The sequence below is a fragment of the Legionella sp. genome (genome assembly GCF_965140895.1).
GTDB lineage: Bacteria > Pseudomonadota > Gammaproteobacteria > Legionellales > Legionellaceae > Legionella.
The window spans coordinates 21,246-37,636 of sequence record NZ_CBCSKT010000032.1 but is presented as its reverse complement, the minus strand read 5'-3'; the positions used below and the strand labels follow the sequence as shown (position 1 = coordinate 37,636).

Sequence of the window (16,391 nt, the reverse complement as noted above, 5' to 3'; positions counted from 1 at the left end):
TCTGCACAATCTATTATGAATTTAATTTAAAGCCATTACGTATACCTGATATGGATAAAAATGATTCTTTGTGTATAATTTGAACCGCAAGTCCTTAAAAAAAACCAACAGGAAATATAAGATGACGTACTATATAAAAAAGGCAAAACAAAGTAAGTTAATCCACAATGTGCAAAATACCCCTTTGGGCTACACCAAGTTGAATTTTTCTAGCGCTCTTAAGAAAAAAAGCGTTTCGCAAATAATAGAAATTTTCCAAGCGATACCGGACTATATTGTTGCTCTCGATTTAAGTTTTCTTCAATTGGGCACTCGAAATGCGGAGGAAGTAAGGGACATTTTAAAGGCTATTCCTGGCTGGGTTACCTCGGTGGAATTGAGTTACAATGATTTAAACCTATTGAAAACAGATGAATTGATTCAAGCTTTAAGTGGGCTTCATACGAATATCACTCGTATTCATTTGGATGGAAATAATCTGGGGCATAAAAGTGCCACTGCTCTGTCAGCGATTCTGACTACACTGGCGAATAGAGATAAGCTGCATGCTCTTGATTTAAGAGATAACAAACTTTATTTAAGAAAAGCTGATTTTGAATTAATTTTTATTTCTGAGACGAATCAAGGTCAAGGTAATCTCGGTAACATTAGTGAGCTGAACTTAAGTGATAACCGACTAGATATAATATCGACCGACAAATTAATTCAGGCGATTGCTCAGTTATCAGATCATTTAAAATCCCTTAATCTTGGTGGAAATTATTTACACGAAAAAAGCACGGATGATAGATTCATTGAAATTTTCCAGTCGATTCCTGTTAATGTAACTACTCTAAATTTAGAACGAAATGGCCTGAGCAGAATAGAAACAACAATATTAATCGCTCTAATGAAGAATATTCCCAAACACCTAACTTCGCTAAGTTTCTCTGCAGATAATTTTTATAATAATTTTCAGCAAGAAAAATTAAATGAATACTTTGGGCTAGTTCCTGGTTTTGATAATAAAAATGATGATGAATTGGAAAAAATCCTGAGTACTATTCCTGAGACGGTAGAGATGCTTGATTTTAGTGGGATGCTCCTTGTTAGAAGAGGCATTGACTCATTAATCAGATTTATGCATTCTCTTCCCAAAGGAGTTACGACACTGAATTTTAGCTCTAATAACCTTTATCTAATTAAAGCACGGGACTTATCACGACTGTTTGAAGCGATTCCTTCTCACATAACTTCTATTAATTTGAGTAATAATGGCTTTGGGGAAATGGATACCTCCAAATTAAAGGAGGCCTTTGCTATTTTTCCAAAGCATGTTACGTCCATTTCTTTAGGTGATAACAAATTTTATAAAAAGAAACACAGTGAAGTGATTGAAATTTTAAGTGCGATACCTATTCATGTAAAAAATATCAACGTTGAAAAAAATAAATTATTTAAGAAGGTACAAACAACAGATAATTTCTTTAGCACCTTGCAAAACCATGTTAAGGAACCGGAACGTTTTAATTGGAGAGACAATGGAGAATCCAATTTTTCCAGAGCTTTAGCACCCATGATTTCTTTTGCTACAAAAGGAAGAACAAATAAGGCTGCGGAGCCTTTGCCTGCAGATAACGTTGCTACAATTTTGTCATTCCTTGCCCCAGCGTCAGTTAAATCAAATTGTATTAAGCAACTTATTATAGAAAAAGAAGAGAAAAATAAGCGTTCCTCCTCAACAAATACATCAGGAAATAATTCTTTACCAACTAATATTTTTCAGTTCTTTAAGAAATTTATTCCTAAAAGAACCGTTGAAAGTGATGAAGCATCTGTAAATTGCATTATATAATACTGGCTCCATCGAATATACGACAGCAACTATTATCAATAACTTTCTAAAAAAATTAGCTTGCAATAAAGGATGGTTCATATACGTTGTAAAAAACGCAGTATTATTGTGTGCAAATTTAGCGCAAGCAATTAATCAAGAACAAATTTCAGAAAAATCAATGAATTTTCTATTGATAATGCTCGCGCTAAGGTGCTTTTAGTAGGAATTCAATAAGATCATCCAGACGCGCGTACTCAAGTGTTTCAGCAATTAAATTTAAATAAAAATCCTTATTACTTCAACAAAAAAACGGATTACTGATGCGTGCAATATCCCATCATTGAGAAAACAATGATATAATGAGGCTAGTAATCATATTATCGAAAATGAGCCTACTGCCAACAAAAAAGTCTAATGCAAATAAGACAGGAGCTCAATTAACTAAAACACATTTTGTTTCCTAATGATGAATTGATTCTGAGTTTGCAGCAAAAAAGTATTGCTCCATTATTCCCGCCAAAGTGCAGAATCAAACGAACACAACGTTAATGTGCGTAAAATAAACTGATTTGTCTAAACCCAGCAAAAAAACTTACCGCAATAATTAGAAAAAAGAAGTTGTTATTATGTGAAGGACCCTACGAATACAAGCTTATAGATTTACCAAGAACTTTTGAAGCAATAATATACAAAGATAAGCATTTTTTAACATCAGGATATCACTCAAATGCAAATACACGAGGGGCGTCATGAACGGCGAGCGCTTAAAATATCAATAGCTGTTACCTTTATCTTAGCGGTGGTAGGTATTTTATTTGGGCTATTGTCGGGTTCATTGGCTATTGTCTTTGACGGTATGTTTAATATGGTTGATACCGTTATGTCAACCTTGGCCTTTTTTGTTGCCCGTCTTTTAACAAGAACAGGGGACCGGAGATTTCAATACGGTTACTGGCATATTGAACCTATGGTTCTTGTTTTGAATGGTAGTATTCTAATACTTCTTTGTGCTTATGCGATGATAAATGCCATAGGCAGTTTAATGTCTGGTGGACATGAGTTGAATTTTGATTGGGCATTTGTGTTTGCTCTTTTGGTCTTTTTTTTATCCACCGGCATGTATTTTTACTTGATTAAAACAAACCGAAAAATCAAGTCCGAATTCTTACGATTAGACATTCAAAGTTGGCTAATGTCTGGATTGATCTCCTCATCGCTCCTATTGGCGTTTGGTATCGCCGCATTGTTGCATGGTGGGGTCTACGGATATTTTACCCCCTACATCGACCCCCTTATTTTGGCGAGTCTTACTGCTTGTTTGATTTTTGTGCCTATGGCCACGGTCCGAGATGCGCTGCGAGACATATTTCGCATGGCCCCCTTGGAGCTTGATGAAAAAATAAGAGATTTTTTAGAGCAGCTTATAAAACAGCGTAATTTCAAAACCTATACAAGCTACGTTGCAAAAATAGGACGTGCACAGTTTATTGAAATACATATAGTACTACCCATGAATTTTCCAATTTCAAGCATTGAAACCTTGGATGAAATTCGTAATGAAATCGCATTGGCTATTGGAGAAGACTCGCCAAGACGTTGGCTAACTATAGCTTTTACTGCAAATGAAAACTGGATTTAATTATGAGCCTTTATTTAGCTCTTATTTAATATCCTTAGTCTTTACTATCTCAGCTAATGAGCATTTCTTTTCTATTGCTTCTTTAATCCAAAGGCCTACTTGATGATGGGCATCACGAAATGGAATACCTTTTAACACTAAGGATTCCAGAACTTCAGTAGCATCAAGATAACCACTGCTTGCTTTTTCTTGCATCAACCCGGTATTAAAATGAATACTTTGTAAAAAAGGAGCAATGATTTGCAGACACGCGGTAAGCGTGGTTGCCGTATCAAATAAACATTCTTTATCTTCTTGCATGTCTTTATTATATGCCAGCGGTAATCCTTTCATTATGGTTAAAATACCCATTAAATGTCCAAATACCCTGCCACTTTTGCCGCGGATTAACTCCAAGACATCAGGATTTTTCTTATTCGGCATTAAAGACGAACCCGTAGCAAAAGCATCATCAAGGGTGATAAAGCCAAACTCTTGAGTCGCCCATAAAATTAAATCTTCAGCCAAACGTGACAAATGCATCATAATAATTGAGGCAAGCGAACAAAACTCTATTACAAAATCACGATCACTTACTGCATCTAATGTATTTTCAATAACACCAGAAAAACCCAATGTTTTCGCGGTCCAATCGCGATCCAAGGGTAAATTACTTCCAGCCAAAGCCCCAGCTCCCAAAGGCGAGTAATTCATACGGACATGCCAATCAGCCACTCTGCTTAAATCACGTTGAAACATAGAAAAATAGGCCGCAAAATACTGACCAAGAGAAATAGGCTGTGCTTGTTGTAAATGTGTATATCCTGGCATTTTTGCATTGGCATGTTGTATAGCCAAATCCCCCAATACCGTATTCAAATCCTTCAATAAAGCACCGATGTACTCTCCGGCATCACGCACATACAGCCGTAAATCAAGAGCCACCTGATCATTGCGACTTCTACCTGTGTGAAGTTTTTTCCCCACATCGCCAATCTTTGCAATCAATAGTTGCTCAATGAACATGTGAATATCTTCACAGGACTCATCAAATTTTTGAAGACCATGCTCTATAGCATAGCCAATCTCAGCAAGTGCCTGACAAATTAATTCAGCCTCACTGTATAAAATAAGCCCTTGCTGCGCGAGCATCGTCGCATGGGCCTGACTTCCAGCAATATCATGAACATAAAGTACTCGGTCAAAAGCTAATGATGCATTAAAATGCATCACCCGTGGATCAAGCTCTTTACTAAAACGTCCGCCCCAAGTTTTGTGACTCATAAAACTTCCCCTTTATGGACCATACCATATATTTTAGCGGATAAAGAAAATAAGTTAATGAACCCTTCAGCATCAAATTGATTATAAACGCAATCTTCTTCAAAGGTAGCTAAAGCTGGCTCATGTAAACTAAAGGGTGATTTCATGCCATGAGGAATCATATTCCCTTTAAATAGTTGCAAGTTAACTATTCCTGTTACATGTTGTTGCGTTACATCAATTAGTGCATCCAAAGCTTTTTTGGCTTGTGAAAACCAACGTCCTTCATACACCATATTGGCATAAGTCTGTTGTAAAGATTGTTTTAAATGTAGTGTGGCCCTGTCCATACACAAGCTTTCGAGCATTAAATGTGCCTTATATAAAACCGCAGCAGCAGGCGCTTCATACACTCCTCTAATTTTCATCCCCACCAATCTATTTTCAACAAGATCCGCTACACCGATGCCATGTTTCCCTGCGATTTTATTAAGCTCAGCTAATAAAGCTACAGGCGACATTATTTTGGAATTTAAGGCAACAGGTATTCCTTGCTCAAAACCAATACTAATCGACTCAGGAGTCGCGGGAGTTTGCTCTAAAGAAGCGGTCATTAATAATAAGTCATTAGGCATAGGTTGAGCAGGATCTTCCAAAACGCCACCTTCATGGGAAATATACCAAGCATTATGATCCCTTGAGTATGGAGATTTAGGCGTGACAGGCACATCAATATCATGTAACTTGGCATACTCAATAGCTTCTTGTCTGGATTTAATTGACCAAACTCTCCAAGGAGCAATGATTTTAAGCTCAGGCGACAAAGCTTTAATCGTATATTCAAATCGCACCTGATCATTCCCTTTGCCCGTAGCCCCATGTGCCACGGCTTCGGCTTGTTCTTGCTGGGCGATTTCAACTAACTTCTGAGCAATCAATGGTCTGGAAATGGTTCCAAGAATGTACTGATTTTCATAGAGAGCACCCGCTTTGACTAACTTCCACAGATAATTATCGACAAACTCTTCCTGTACATCAATTAGATAAGCTTTAGATGCTCCACTGCGAATTGCCTTTTCTTTAATTGCAGATAAATCCTCACTTTGGCCAAGATCACAAATCACCGCAATGATCTCTGCTTGTTGATAATGTTCCTTTAACCATGGAATCATTACTGAGGTATCAAGTCCACCAGAATAAGCCAGTACAATTTTTTGGATGGATTCAGCCATGATTTACTCCTGATAATAATGTTTTAAATACGAAATGGGCTCAGCCAAATTTTTAGATAGTACATCCGCAACAATTTTTCCCTCTTTCAAAACCACTAGGCGATCAGCCATTTTGCTAAGGAAATCAAGGTCATGTGAGGCAATTACCATTGTCACACCTAAAGATTTAACCGAATTTAATAAGTAAATGACCTCATCAATCGTTGCTAAGTCCAAACCCGATGTAGGTTCATCACAAAGTAATAAAGCCGGTTGCATCATCAAACACCTCGCTAACGCAACACGCTGCTTTTGTCCGCCCGAAAGCTGTTGCGGATAAGAGCCTGATTTATCACTAATTCCTAAACGTTGAAGTAAGCTTTGAGCCTGAGATTCATGGTTTACGGCCTTGTCTTGCAAACTGGGCGCATAAATTAGGTTATGCAATACCGTCATATGCGGAAACAATTGAAAATCCTGAAACATAAAACCACTTTTTCCGCAGTAGTTAATGCTTCCCGAATCCAAAGTTTCTAACCCTTGCAGACAACGTAATAAGGTAGATTTTCCACCTCCCGAAGACCCTGCCAGCCCTAACACTGTTTGCGATTCAATTTCTAGACTAATCCCATTTAATACAGGTAAAGAACCAAAATGCTTACATGCATTGTTTATCGTTAGCATGGCGCCCCCTTTGACTCAATTTTCTTGCCTAAATATTCAATAAATAAAACTAATCCATAGTAGTAAGCCGCCGCGATGCATAAAGGAACAAAATAAGTAAATTGCTCCGCCGCAACAGATTGAGCTCGACGCATAACATCCATACCCCCAATCGTTGCAATCAATGCCGTTTCTTTAAGTAAGGTGATTGTTTCATTAATAAATGCTGGAAAAATATTCTTTATCACTTGCGGTAAAATGATGTCTTTCCACAAGTAAAAACCAGAAATCTGTAAGGTTTTTGCTGCTTCAAATTGCCCTTTTGGTAAGCTCTCTATTCCAGCCCTTAAAATTTCAGCCACATAAGCAGAACTGTTCAAACCAAAGGTTAATAAACCTGCCATTAAAATATTCGGCTTGAAACTAATCAGAACAGGGACTGCAAAGTATGCAAAACTTAATTGCAAAATCATGGGCGTCCCTCTCATAATGGAAATAAATCCATTAATTATTGGCTTTGCAATGCCTTGATGACGCAATAAAGCCAAAGTAGTACCCAATAAAGCGCCAATCAAGAGACCACCAATTAGAAGTGTAAGGGTCATCATGACCCCATCACCGATAAACAGGATATTTTGCTTCAACTCATTCATTAAGCACCTCCAAACCATTTTTGCTTGAGTTTGGCCAGCTCCCCCTTTTGCTCAAGCTGTTGTAATGCCTTGTTGATTTCATGAGTTAACGGAGAATTCTTTTTCAAGGCCAAACCGTAGCCATCATTGGACTTAGAAATTACTGTAAACGCTAAACCAGGGTTTTTCTGGCTAAAGGACACGCCTTGAGCTCCATCCACCACAACCGCATCAGCATGCCCTGCATTTAAAGCAGCAATAGCTTGATTGTTATTATCCATAACCAGCAGCGTGGCATTAGGAATATTATTCTTTAACCAAATCTCCATGGTACTACCTAATTGCACCGCAATTTTTTTATTCGCAAGCTGAGCTACATTTTTAATGGGCTGTTGCTGCGAATAAACAACCGCGAGACTTTCAAAATAGTAAGGAATACTAAAGTCAAAATTCTTTTTTCGTTGTTCGGTAATTGTGAGTGTCGATATGGCTGCATCCACCTGCCCCATGCTCAGAGCTGGTAAAATGCTGCTAAATTGCATACTGTCAAAAACAACTTCTTTACCGAGTTGTTTTGCGATTAAACGTGCCAAATCGATATCAAAACCTTTAATTTCACCACGTTCATTATATTCAAAAGGTGGATATTCTGCGGAGGTGGCAAAATGAATAAATGTCTTGCTTTCTTCTGGAATATAGGCATAGCACCATGAAACAACAAGAGCAAAACTAATGAGCATTATATTAATTATCTTTTTCATATGAATACAAATCCAAATTTTATCCGTTTTAAGAATTTAACAAAACGAGACTTGTCATGTCAAGCACAATTGAATATAATTTCTTAAAAATGATTACATATTCAATTTAGGGATATCATGAGCCAAGATGCACTTCTCGACGGACATATATTAAATATTGTGCAAAAAGAACAAATTTCCGAACAGAGCGATTTACAAAAGAGTCTAACGGAACGAGGGTATACTATCCCCCAAGCAACCCTATCCCGTCGTTTAAAAAAATTAAAAATCGCTAAAGTTGCTGGTATTTATCAAGTTGTAGATTTTAATATTCCCAATCTGCCGTTGGTATTGAACATACAGGTTTCTGATTTTGGATTAATCGTTTTGCATACTCATCCAGGTAATGCCAATAGTCTTGCTTATTATCTTGATAAGAAATACGTCTCATTTTCGATGCAAAGCAATAAGAACTCGGGGATTTTAGGGACCATTGCCGGGGATGATACTGTTTTGTTGATTGTTAAAAGTAAGGAGAAGCAAGAAGAGGTATTACAGCTACTGCGTGCAGAGTTTCCCTATTTAACATAAAAATTAGTTATTTGAATTGATTAGTGCATCGAAAGGAGGGCCTGATGCCCACTACGAATTACCACGGTCAAGCTGCGGTAATTCTGTTGTCGATAAAGCATATGACAACACTATAGAATGGCCATATTATATTTGTAACTTCATATATCCTCGCTATAATAAGCTGTTTCTCTATTTGGACATTGTTCATCATGACCATCACACCTACAGAACTAGAAAAAATCGCACAACTCGCGTATCTGGATACAGATACGGATCACACTCCTCAACTCATACAAGAAGTTAATGAAATCATGGACTTTGTGGAGCAATTACGTTCGGTCGATACCACCAATGTTTCCCCATTATTCCACCCATTTGCCTTACAACAACGATTAAGACCTGATACCATTACGGAAGAAAGCTGCTTGGCAGAGCTAGAAGCCATCGCACCTTTGTTTGAGGATGATCTTTATTTAGTCCCCCAAGTTATTGAACAGGACAAATAACCATGGAACAACTCGCGGTAAAACAATTATCTGAAGCACTCCATCAAGGAAAACTATCCAGTGTTGAACTCACCCAGCACTACCTGACACAAATCAATAAGCATCAAGAATTGAACGCCTTTATTAGTCTGGATGAGGAACTTGCATTAAAGAATGCGCAACAAGCCGATCTGCAATTACGACAAGGTAATGCCCATGCGCTTACTGGAATTCCAATGGCGCTTAAAGATTTATTTTGCACTCAGCGGATGACCACAACCTGCGGCTCAAAAATGTTGGCAAATTTTCAATCACCTTATGAAGCAACTCTTGCAACAAAATTAAAAGAGTGTGGTGCCATTTTAGTTGGCAAGACCAATATGGATGAATTTGCCATGGGTTCCAGCAATGAAAACAGTTATTTCTCTGCTGTAAAAAATCCTTGGGATAAAAAGCGAGTTCCTGGTGGTTCTTCTGGTGGTTCAGCAGCAGCTGTTGCAGCAGGTTTAGTCCCCTTCTCTATTGGTTCCGATACGGGTGGCTCCATACGCCAACCGGCAGCCTTTTGTGGAATAAGTGGCCTTAAACCAACCTATGGCTTAGTTTCACGTTTTGGAATGGTTGCCTATGCCTCAAGCCTAGATCAAGGCGGTCCAATGGCTCGTAGCGCTGAAGACTTAGCTTTGGTTTTACAGGCTATTTCAGGTTTTGATAATAAAGATTCCACCTCTGTAGAAACTACGATTCCTAACTATGAAGGCGAATTAAATAAACCTTTAGGGAAATTAAAAATTGGCTTACCCTCTTGTTTCTTTCAACCTCAGGTAGAGCCTGAAATTCAACAAGCCATACACGAGGCCGTTACAATCTATGAACGCCTGGGCGCAGAAATCATTCCTCTTGATTTGAAGCTACAATCCTTATGGGTGCCCTGCTACTATGTAGTTGCCTGTGCAGAAGCCTCATCTAATTTATCCCGCTATGATGGACTGCGTTTCGGTCATCGTAGTACTAAAGCAACGAACCTGAATGAATTGATCCGCTGTTCACGCAGCGAGGGCTTTGGTGCTGAAGTAAAACGCCGTATTATTACAGGTACTCACGTTCTCTCTTCAGGTTATTTTGATGCCTATTATTTACAAGCGCAAAAAATTCGCCGTTTAATTCAAGAAGAACTACTCACCACGCTCCGCTCCGTTGATGTGATTCTAGGTCCAACTACGCCAACAACCGCATTTAAATTAGGCGAAAAAATCGCCGACCCGATTCAAAACTATCTGGCTGATGTCTTTACTGTCGCGGCTAATCTTGCCGGCATTCCCGCAATATCTATTCCTGCAGGCTTTGCTAAAGGCTTACCTATTGGCATGCAATTAATGGGTAAGCCTTTTAGTGAGGGGCTTCTACTGAATGCAGCACATCATTACCAACAACATACTGATTGGCATCAAGCCAAACCAAAGCAATAGAGGTAAACTATGGAATGGGATACAGTAATTGGACTTGAGGTACATGTCCAACTTAAAACAAAATCCAAGCTTTTTTCTGGCGCCTCTACTGCTTTTGGTTCGGCACCCAATACCCAAACCTGCTTGATTGACGCAGGTTTTCCTGGGGTTTTGCCGGTATTGAATCAAGAGGCAGTCACTATGGCGATTCAATTCGGCCTAGCTATTCAGGCAGATATTAATGATCAATCCATTTTTGAGCGTAAAAACTATTTTTATCCCGATCTACCTAAAGGGTATCAAATCAGTCAATTTCAAAAACCTATTGTGAGTAACGGTGTACTTAAAATTACTCTAGGTGATGGCAGTGAGCACGAAGTGGAAATTATTCGTGCTCATTTAGAAGAAGATGCGGGAAAATCCTTACATGGTGTGCATCAAGGTTTTAGTGGCATTGATTTGAACCGAGCAGGCACCCCATTATTAGAAATAGTAACCGCCCCTTGTCTGTATTCAGCACAAGAAGCCATCAGCTATTTAAGAACCTTGCATCAATTAGTCCAGTTTTTAGGAATTTGTGATGGAAATATGCAAGAAGGATCATTTCGCTGCGATGTGAATCTTTCCTTAAAACCCAAAGGTTCTACTATTTTAGGGACTCGTACGGAATTAAAAAATCTAAACTCATTTCGTTATATTGAAAAAGCTATTGCTTATGAAGAGTTAAGGCATCAAGATTTATTGGAATGTGGAGAGAAAGTAAAACAAGAAACCCGTCTTTATAATCCAGAAACCAACAGCACGCATACCTTACGTCAAAAAGAAAATGAAAATGATTACCGTTATTTTCCTGATCCTGATTTATTGCCAATTCAAATCACCCGTTATCAGATTGCTGAAATAAAAGGGAAAATACCTGACTTACCCGGTAAAATCCGCGCACAATTAAATCAGATCCCAAATCTAAAAAGTGATGACATTGATTTTCTGCTTTCAGCACCAGCAATCTATCATTTCTATAAAGAAATAAAAGCGCTGAGCCAAGCCACGGAAAAAATGATTGTTAACTGGTTAAAAGGTCAGTACGCGGCCGCATTAAATAACGAGAATTTAAATTTTGAAACCCTTCAAGTTTCAGCAAAAACGATGGCACAGCTCTTAGATAAATTGCATGAGGATAGTATTTCATTAACCAATGCGCGTTCCTTGTTTGCATTATTATGGGAAGGCGAAGAAGACATCGATGCACTTATTGAGCAAGAGGGTTATCAACAAGTTGATGATACCGCAGGCTTAGAAGAAATGATTGCCTCCCTACTTCTGCAATTCCCAGAGCAAACCGCTGAGTATCGAGCAGGAAAGGAACGCCTGTTAGCCTTTTTTGTAGGGCTAATAATGAAACAAACAAAAGGCCAGGCAAATCCTGAGTTAATTAATACATTGTTGAAAAAACACCTGACTGGATGAGCCGCCCTTAAATTTACCTGGTTGCTTGCAACCAGGTTTCCTGAAACGGCACAAATAAGATTGCAATTAACATAAGCAATTACTAATATTCTTAGGAATTTTTATAAATAAAGAAAAATAACCATATTCACCGTTGGGCTTTGCAGCCCAACGTAACAACAACACAATGATTATATGAACGAAGAAAAAAGAAGAGTCGGTCGATAAGCCGGGTTCTGTCTTGGACAATCATTCATCTGGGACATGCGTCACCACATGCCTCAAGCAACCTACCCGAATCCCGTACGGGTCGCACGTCATGACATTGTAGTCAAGTGGATTCCTATTTGGTCTTGCTCCGAGTGGGGTTTTCCCTGCCACGTCTGTTGCCAAACGCGCGGTGCGCTCTTACCGCACCATTTCACCCTTACCTCCGAAGAGGCGGTATATTTTCTGTGGCACTTTCCGTAGGCTTACGCCTCCCAGGCGTTACCTGGCACTCTACCCTATGGAGCCCGGACTTTCCTCCCCCCACCGAAGCAAGGAGCGATTGTCTAACCAACTCTGTTACCAATAGTAGCAGAGTGCTTAGCTAAAGGCCACCATAATGAGTGCTTTATACGAAAAAACCACAAAAAACTACAACTTCTCACGCAATATCTAATTAGAAATCGCGAGTACCGATGAACTCATCATCAAAATAACGCTTTAGCTTAGTACGCAAAGTACCACGGCTTACGCCTAAAACACGAGCAGCTTTAGATTGATTGTAACGAGTTAATTCCATAACAGTTCTGAATAAAGGTGCTTCAACTTCTTCAACGATTAATTGATATAAGTTCAAGTTAGCATCTTTATTATTAACAGTAGTTAAATAGTTCTTTACAGCATGTATGACTTGATGCGAAAGCGACTCGCTGCTTTGCACCATAACTTCTGTACTCATTTAAGTCTCCCAGTACAAATTAACAAATAAATTATGCTCAGTAGACTCTCTCACTGAACACCATGGTCTATATAGTATCAAACATCCCAAAGAGTGTAAACATTGTTTTAATGATATTCATTTATTAAGGAAATATTAAGATAAAAAATTTTATCACTTAACGCTCCAAATCCCAAGGTTATTTCACTATTTAATTTCACCTATTATGTTCATTAAGGATTTTTTTTATACTAACCGTCTGTTTTGTAATGAATAATTACTATCATTCCTTAAGGGAACCTTAAGGTTCCCTTAAGATTTGATTAATTACTGATCAGATAGAGGGGGAGGGAGGAAAAATTACATCCTCAGTTAAAATCTTAATAAGAATTACCCTAGACCAAGGAATATACTAGTTGGATCTCAATAAAACGCAATGCACTAACATGGCGCTCAGGGTGCAATTGTTACCGGCAAAACAGGAGATCAATGAATTGATTTATTATTTATAATAAATTGTAACGTGGATTAAAAAAATGTAGTCATCGAGCAATTCCAAAGATCGAAGCACTGAACCGTGGGTTGCTTCACTTCGTTCGCAATGACCGCGATGTGATTTAAATGCAAGAATAAAACGTCAAATAATATCCTGTCATTGCGAGAAGCACGGTGATGAAGCAACCCAAGAGTTCGTGGCACTATAACCCTAGGCGGCTTCATTTTGTTCGCAATAACTGCTGTTTTTGGGTCAGGAAGGCATTAATAAAATGCGAGGGAGACTATTCAACAGTAAAACTCTCTCCACAGCCGCATTGTCCTGTTTGATTTGGATTGTTAAAAATAAATTTATAATTTAATCCCTGCTTTACATAATCAACATTCATATTTCGAAGAAAAGGATAACTTGCCTTATCAACGCAAACCACATAATTCTCATTCAACCGCATTACTAAATCACCCGGTTCAGGAGCATGAACGTAATCAACGACATAAGAAAACCCCGAACATCCAGTTTTTTTAACTGACAAACGCACACCTGCATGTCCAGTATTCTTTTGTAAATAGGAAATTAAGTGTTTTATTGCTGATTCAGTGAAACTGATTTCTGGTGTCGGCTCATTTACTGCATGTTGCATTACTACACTCATTATAGTACCTCTAGGTATGCTGCTCATTTGGAAGCAACTTGTTATTCATTAAAATTAACGTTTCTTTAAAAACACTAAAAATTCGTAAAGCCAATGGATATTGAGTTACAGGTATATTCAACACATTTACCAATAACTGATAATCAATTGACGGTAATTCATCGATTAACTTACCCTCTATCTGCCTGCATAACCACTCTAAACCAGCAATAAGATAAGGATTTCCATTCGTTTTAAAACAAATACGCTGAATCACCCTGTCCTGTCCGCATTGCATATAAAGCTCAATAGTTCCTTGCTTTTTTTGATTGTTTTTAACAACAACGGTATAGTCATTTAAATCAATAATACCTACATGCGCAGGTGAAAAAAAATAATCTAGAACTGTTTTATTATACATCATAATGGGGATATATTACGTAAATGAAGCACTTGAGCATTAATCACAGCGATCGCATGCTCTACCTCTTTCTCCAGGGTAAAACGCCCTAAAGACAATCTAATCGAACTTTGAGCTAACTCATCAGATAAGCCTATCGCCTTTAAGACATAAGAAGGCTGGATACTTGCCGCACTACAGGCTGAAGTAGTAGATACCGCCAAATCACTCAAAGCGAGGAATAAAGAATCACCATCCAATCCTTTAAAACTGATATTCAAATTACCCGCAACACGTTGTTGCTCATGGCCGTTGAGTTGAATTCCGGGTAAATGTTTAATTCCATCCCATAATCGTTGGCGAGACTGTAAAAGGCTTGCTTGCTCTTCTTCACGTGTACGTTCAGATAATGCGAATGCTTCACCCATACCAACAATTTGATGCGTTGCCAATGTACCTGAGCGTAACCCATGTTCATGCCCACCACCAAAAGTTTGCGGTTGTAAACGCACTCTAGGGCGTTGACGAACGTATAAAGCCCCAACTCCTTTAGGTCCATAGCATTTATGGGCCGAAAATGACATTAAATTGACGGGAAGTGTACTTAAATCAATAGCGAGACGTCCTGCACTTTGTGCGGCATCCACATGAAAAAGAATGCCCTTACCTTTCAATAGCTCACCAATGGCGGCAATATCTTGAATCACACCAATTTCATTATTCACGTGCATAATCGACACCAGGATGGTATCGGGTTGTAAAGCACGCTCCAATTGCTGTAAATTGAGTAAACCATCAGCTTGAGGCTCAAGATAAGTGACTTGAAAACCATCCTTCTCTAAGCGATGAAAACTATCCAGAACAGCTTTATGCTCCGTGCTCATAGTAATTACATGTTTACCTTTGTTCTGATAAAAATGTGCCGCTCCGATAATCGCTAAATTATCAGCCTCTGTAGCTCCAGAAGTAAAAACAATCTCTTGAGGAGAAGCATGAATCACCTCAGCAATCTGACTACGAGCCAGCTCTACGGCCTGAGCCGCCCTACGACCAAAGTCATGAGTAATTGATGAAGGATTTCCAAAATCACCATCAGGACCTAAAAAATGCAACATGCGTTCAACCACCCGCGGATCCACGGGAGTTGTTGCCATATAATCCAGATAAATAGGGACCTTAATTTCCTTCTTCACTCTTACCTCGTTTGCTAGCCCATTCCAGTGACTTTTGTACCTGACTTAACATACCCCGTAAAATACTAACTTCCATCTTTTCCAGATTCACCCGATTAAACAAACGTCTTACACGCTGCATTAAGCGTCGTGGGTTTGTTTCTTTTAAAAACTTAATTTCAATAAACACTTCTCTTAAGTGCTCATAAAATTGTTCAATTTCATCAGCTGTAGCGAAGTCATCAGCTGCACGTAAAGAAACTTCCGCCTTAGGCGCTAACAACTTCATACGTAATTCATAAGCAACAATCTGCACTGCCTGAGATAAATTAAGCGAACTGTACTCAGGATTACTGGGAATATGTATATGATAATGACATTTTAGCAGTTCTTCGTTAGTAAGGCCTGCATACTCACGTCCAAATACAATAGCAATTTGGGTTGTATCCGCTTGCTTGCTTACCAATTCAGCACTTTCAGACGGGGTTAATCCCTGCAAAGACAGCCCACGGGGTCTTGCACTGGTCGCTAAAATTAGCTGGCAGCCTACTAAAGCTTCATCCAGTGTTTCAGTAACCACTGCAGTTTCTAAAAGATCATCAGCCCCAGCAGACATTTCACGCGCTTTCATGTCGGGAAAAGACTTAGGACTAACCAGATAAAGTGAGTTTAGACCCATGGTTTTCATTGCACGAGCAGTTGAACCAATATTACCCGGATGTGATGTACCAACTAAAATGATACGAATTGAACTTAAATTCATAAAGGCGATTTAACTTAATGCAAAAGAGACGTATATGATATCATTTAAGTGCTTTTGCACCTAGCTGAATCCTATTAAGGCATCATGTAAGTGAAAAGAGTTACCTTTG

16 protein-coding genes and 1 other RNA gene are annotated in these 16,391 nt (G+C 38.7%); 6 read left to right on the top strand and 11 right to left on the bottom strand.

What is annotated here, in order from left to right:
- Window positions 1-169: 169 nt before the first annotated feature.
- Together ACQY7T_RS03975 and ACQY7T_RS03970 are read left to right on the top strand one after the other, a co-directional pair.
- Window positions 170-1,834: a hypothetical protein gene (locus ACQY7T_RS03975; protein WP_428411418.1), complete on the top strand. Its 1,665-nt coding sequence runs from the start codon at window positions 170-172 to the stop codon at window positions 1,832-1,834.
- A 709-nt stretch (window positions 1,835-2,543) separates the two neighbouring features.
- Window positions 2,544-3,455, top strand: coding sequence for a cation diffusion facilitator family transporter (locus ACQY7T_RS03970; protein ID WP_428411417.1), 912 nt, complete (start codon window positions 2,544-2,546; stop codon window positions 3,453-3,455).
- Window positions 3,456-3,476: 21 nt separating this feature from the next.
- On the opposite strand, the gene argH is transcribed toward ACQY7T_RS03970, so the two are convergent.
- From argH to ACQY7T_RS03945, 5 genes are read right to left on the bottom strand one after another with little or no spacing between them, the layout of a single operon-like run.
- Window positions 3,477-4,718 (bottom strand): argininosuccinate lyase, encoded by a 1,242-nt coding sequence (gene argH / locus ACQY7T_RS03965; RefSeq protein ID WP_428411416.1) that lies wholly within the window; start codon window positions 4,716-4,718, stop codon window positions 3,477-3,479.
- Window positions 4,715-5,929 carry an argininosuccinate synthase gene (locus ACQY7T_RS03960; protein ID WP_428411415.1) on the bottom strand — a complete coding sequence of 405 codons (1,215 nt, stop codon included), beginning with the start codon at window positions 5,927-5,929 and terminating at the stop codon, window positions 4,715-4,717. Before ACQY7T_RS03960 ends, argH begins: the two co-directional genes overlap by 4 nt.
- Before the next feature lie 3 nt (window positions 5,930-5,932).
- On the bottom strand, window positions 5,933-6,592 hold the full coding sequence (locus tag ACQY7T_RS03955; RefSeq protein ID WP_428411414.1) for an ATP-binding cassette domain-containing protein: 660 nt from the start codon (window positions 6,590-6,592) through the stop codon (window positions 5,933-5,935).
- Window positions 6,586-7,224, bottom strand: coding sequence for an amino acid ABC transporter permease (locus ACQY7T_RS03950; protein WP_428411413.1), 639 nt, complete (start codon window positions 7,222-7,224; stop codon window positions 6,586-6,588). Before ACQY7T_RS03950 ends, ACQY7T_RS03955 begins: the two co-directional genes overlap by 7 nt.
- On the bottom strand, window positions 7,224-7,964 hold the full coding sequence (locus ACQY7T_RS03945; RefSeq protein ID WP_428411412.1) for a substrate-binding periplasmic protein: 741 nt from the start codon (window positions 7,962-7,964) through the stop codon (window positions 7,224-7,226). Before ACQY7T_RS03945 ends, ACQY7T_RS03950 begins: the two co-directional genes overlap by 1 nt.
- Window positions 7,965-8,081: 117 nt before the next feature.
- Here ACQY7T_RS03945 and ACQY7T_RS03940 point away from each other — a divergent pair, with 117 nt between their 5' ends.
- From ACQY7T_RS03940 to gatB, 4 genes are all read left to right on the top strand, one after another.
- Window positions 8,082-8,534, top strand: coding sequence for an arginine repressor (locus ACQY7T_RS03940; protein ID WP_428411411.1), 453 nt, complete (start codon window positions 8,082-8,084; stop codon window positions 8,532-8,534).
- A 191-nt stretch (window positions 8,535-8,725) separates the two neighbouring features.
- A complete protein-coding gene (gene gatC / locus ACQY7T_RS03935) occupies window positions 8,726-9,022 on the top strand; it encodes an Asp-tRNA(Asn)/Glu-tRNA(Gln) amidotransferase subunit GatC (protein WP_428411410.1) in 297 nt (98 codons plus the stop codon).
- Window positions 9,023-9,024: 2 nt separating this feature from the next.
- Window positions 9,025-10,470 (top strand): Asp-tRNA(Asn)/Glu-tRNA(Gln) amidotransferase subunit GatA, encoded by a 1,446-nt coding sequence (gatA, locus tag ACQY7T_RS03930; RefSeq protein ID WP_428411409.1) that lies wholly within the window; start codon window positions 9,025-9,027, stop codon window positions 10,468-10,470.
- A 9-nt stretch (window positions 10,471-10,479) separates the two neighbouring features.
- Window positions 10,480-11,916 (top strand): Asp-tRNA(Asn)/Glu-tRNA(Gln) amidotransferase subunit GatB, encoded by a 1,437-nt coding sequence (gatB, locus tag ACQY7T_RS03925; protein WP_428411408.1) that lies wholly within the window; start codon window positions 10,480-10,482, stop codon window positions 11,914-11,916.
- A 188-nt stretch (window positions 11,917-12,104) separates the two neighbouring features.
- Here the strand turns inward: gatB and rnpB are convergent.
- From rnpB to ACQY7T_RS03895, 6 genes are all read right to left on the bottom strand, one after another.
- An RNA gene (rnpB, locus tag ACQY7T_RS03920) (RNase P RNA component class A) lies at window positions 12,105-12,461 on the bottom strand.
- Window positions 12,462-12,559: 98 nt separating this feature from the next.
- Window positions 12,560-12,841 (bottom strand): helix-turn-helix domain-containing protein, encoded by a 282-nt coding sequence (locus ACQY7T_RS03915; RefSeq protein ID WP_428411407.1) that lies wholly within the window; start codon window positions 12,839-12,841, stop codon window positions 12,560-12,562.
- Window positions 12,842-13,599: 758 nt separating this feature from the next.
- Entirely contained in the window at window positions 13,600-13,968 is a 369-nt protein-coding gene (locus tag ACQY7T_RS03910; protein WP_428411406.1) for a HesB/IscA family protein, read from the bottom strand.
- A 10-nt stretch (window positions 13,969-13,978) separates the two neighbouring features.
- The gene (locus ACQY7T_RS03905; RefSeq protein ID WP_428411405.1) at window positions 13,979-14,371 is read right to left on the bottom strand and encodes an iron-sulfur cluster assembly scaffold protein; all 393 of its coding nucleotides are present in this window, start codon (window positions 14,369-14,371) and stop codon (window positions 13,979-13,981) included.
- Window positions 14,368-15,540 carry an IscS subfamily cysteine desulfurase gene (locus tag ACQY7T_RS03900; protein WP_428411404.1) on the bottom strand — a complete coding sequence of 391 codons (1,173 nt, stop codon included), beginning with the start codon at window positions 15,538-15,540 and terminating at the stop codon, window positions 14,368-14,370. Before ACQY7T_RS03900 ends, ACQY7T_RS03905 begins: the two co-directional genes overlap by 4 nt.
- A complete protein-coding gene (locus ACQY7T_RS03895) occupies window positions 15,524-16,282 on the bottom strand; it encodes an RNA methyltransferase (RefSeq protein ID WP_428411403.1) in 759 nt (252 codons plus the stop codon). Before ACQY7T_RS03895 ends, ACQY7T_RS03900 begins: the two co-directional genes overlap by 17 nt.
- Window positions 16,283-16,391 lie beyond the last annotated feature (109 nt).

Bases quoted from the DNA above. Each gene is read 5' to 3' on its own strand.
- ACQY7T_RS03970 (WP_428411417.1), top strand. From the start codon at position 2,544: ATGCAAATACACGAGGGGCGTCATGAACGGCGAGCGCTTAAAATATCA.
- argH (WP_428411416.1), bottom strand. From the start codon at position 4,718: ATGAGTCACAAAACTTGGGGCGGACGTTTTAGTAAAGAGCTTGATCCA.
- ACQY7T_RS03960 (WP_428411415.1), bottom strand. From the start codon at position 5,929: ATGGCTGAATCCATCCAAAAAATTGTACTGGCTTATTCTGGTGGACTT.
- ACQY7T_RS03955 (WP_428411414.1), bottom strand. From the start codon at position 6,592: ATGCTAACGATAAACAATGCATGTAAGCATTTTGGTTCTTTACCTGTA.
- ACQY7T_RS03950 (WP_428411413.1), bottom strand. From the start codon at position 7,224: ATGAATGAGTTGAAGCAAAATATCCTGTTTATCGGTGATGGGGTCATG.
- ACQY7T_RS03945 (WP_428411412.1), bottom strand. From the start codon at position 7,964: ATGAAAAAGATAATTAATATAATGCTCATTAGTTTTGCTCTTGTTGTT.
- ACQY7T_RS03940 (WP_428411411.1), top strand. From the start codon at position 8,082: ATGAGCCAAGATGCACTTCTCGACGGACATATATTAAATATTGTGCAA.
- gatC (WP_428411410.1), top strand. From the start codon at position 8,726: ATGACCATCACACCTACAGAACTAGAAAAAATCGCACAACTCGCGTAT.
- gatA (WP_428411409.1), top strand. From the start codon at position 9,025: ATGGAACAACTCGCGGTAAAACAATTATCTGAAGCACTCCATCAAGGA.
- gatB (WP_428411408.1), top strand. From the start codon at position 10,480: ATGGAATGGGATACAGTAATTGGACTTGAGGTACATGTCCAACTTAAA.
- ACQY7T_RS03915 (WP_428411407.1), bottom strand. From the start codon at position 12,841: ATGAGTACAGAAGTTATGGTGCAAAGCAGCGAGTCGCTTTCGCATCAA.
- ACQY7T_RS03910 (WP_428411406.1), bottom strand. From the start codon at position 13,968: ATGAGTGTAGTAATGCAACATGCAGTAAATGAGCCGACACCAGAAATC.
- ACQY7T_RS03905 (WP_428411405.1), bottom strand. From the start codon at position 14,371: ATGATGTATAATAAAACAGTTCTAGATTATTTTTTTTCACCTGCGCAT.
- ACQY7T_RS03895 (WP_428411403.1), bottom strand. From the start codon at position 16,282: ATGAATTTAAGTTCAATTCGTATCATTTTAGTTGGTACATCACATCCG.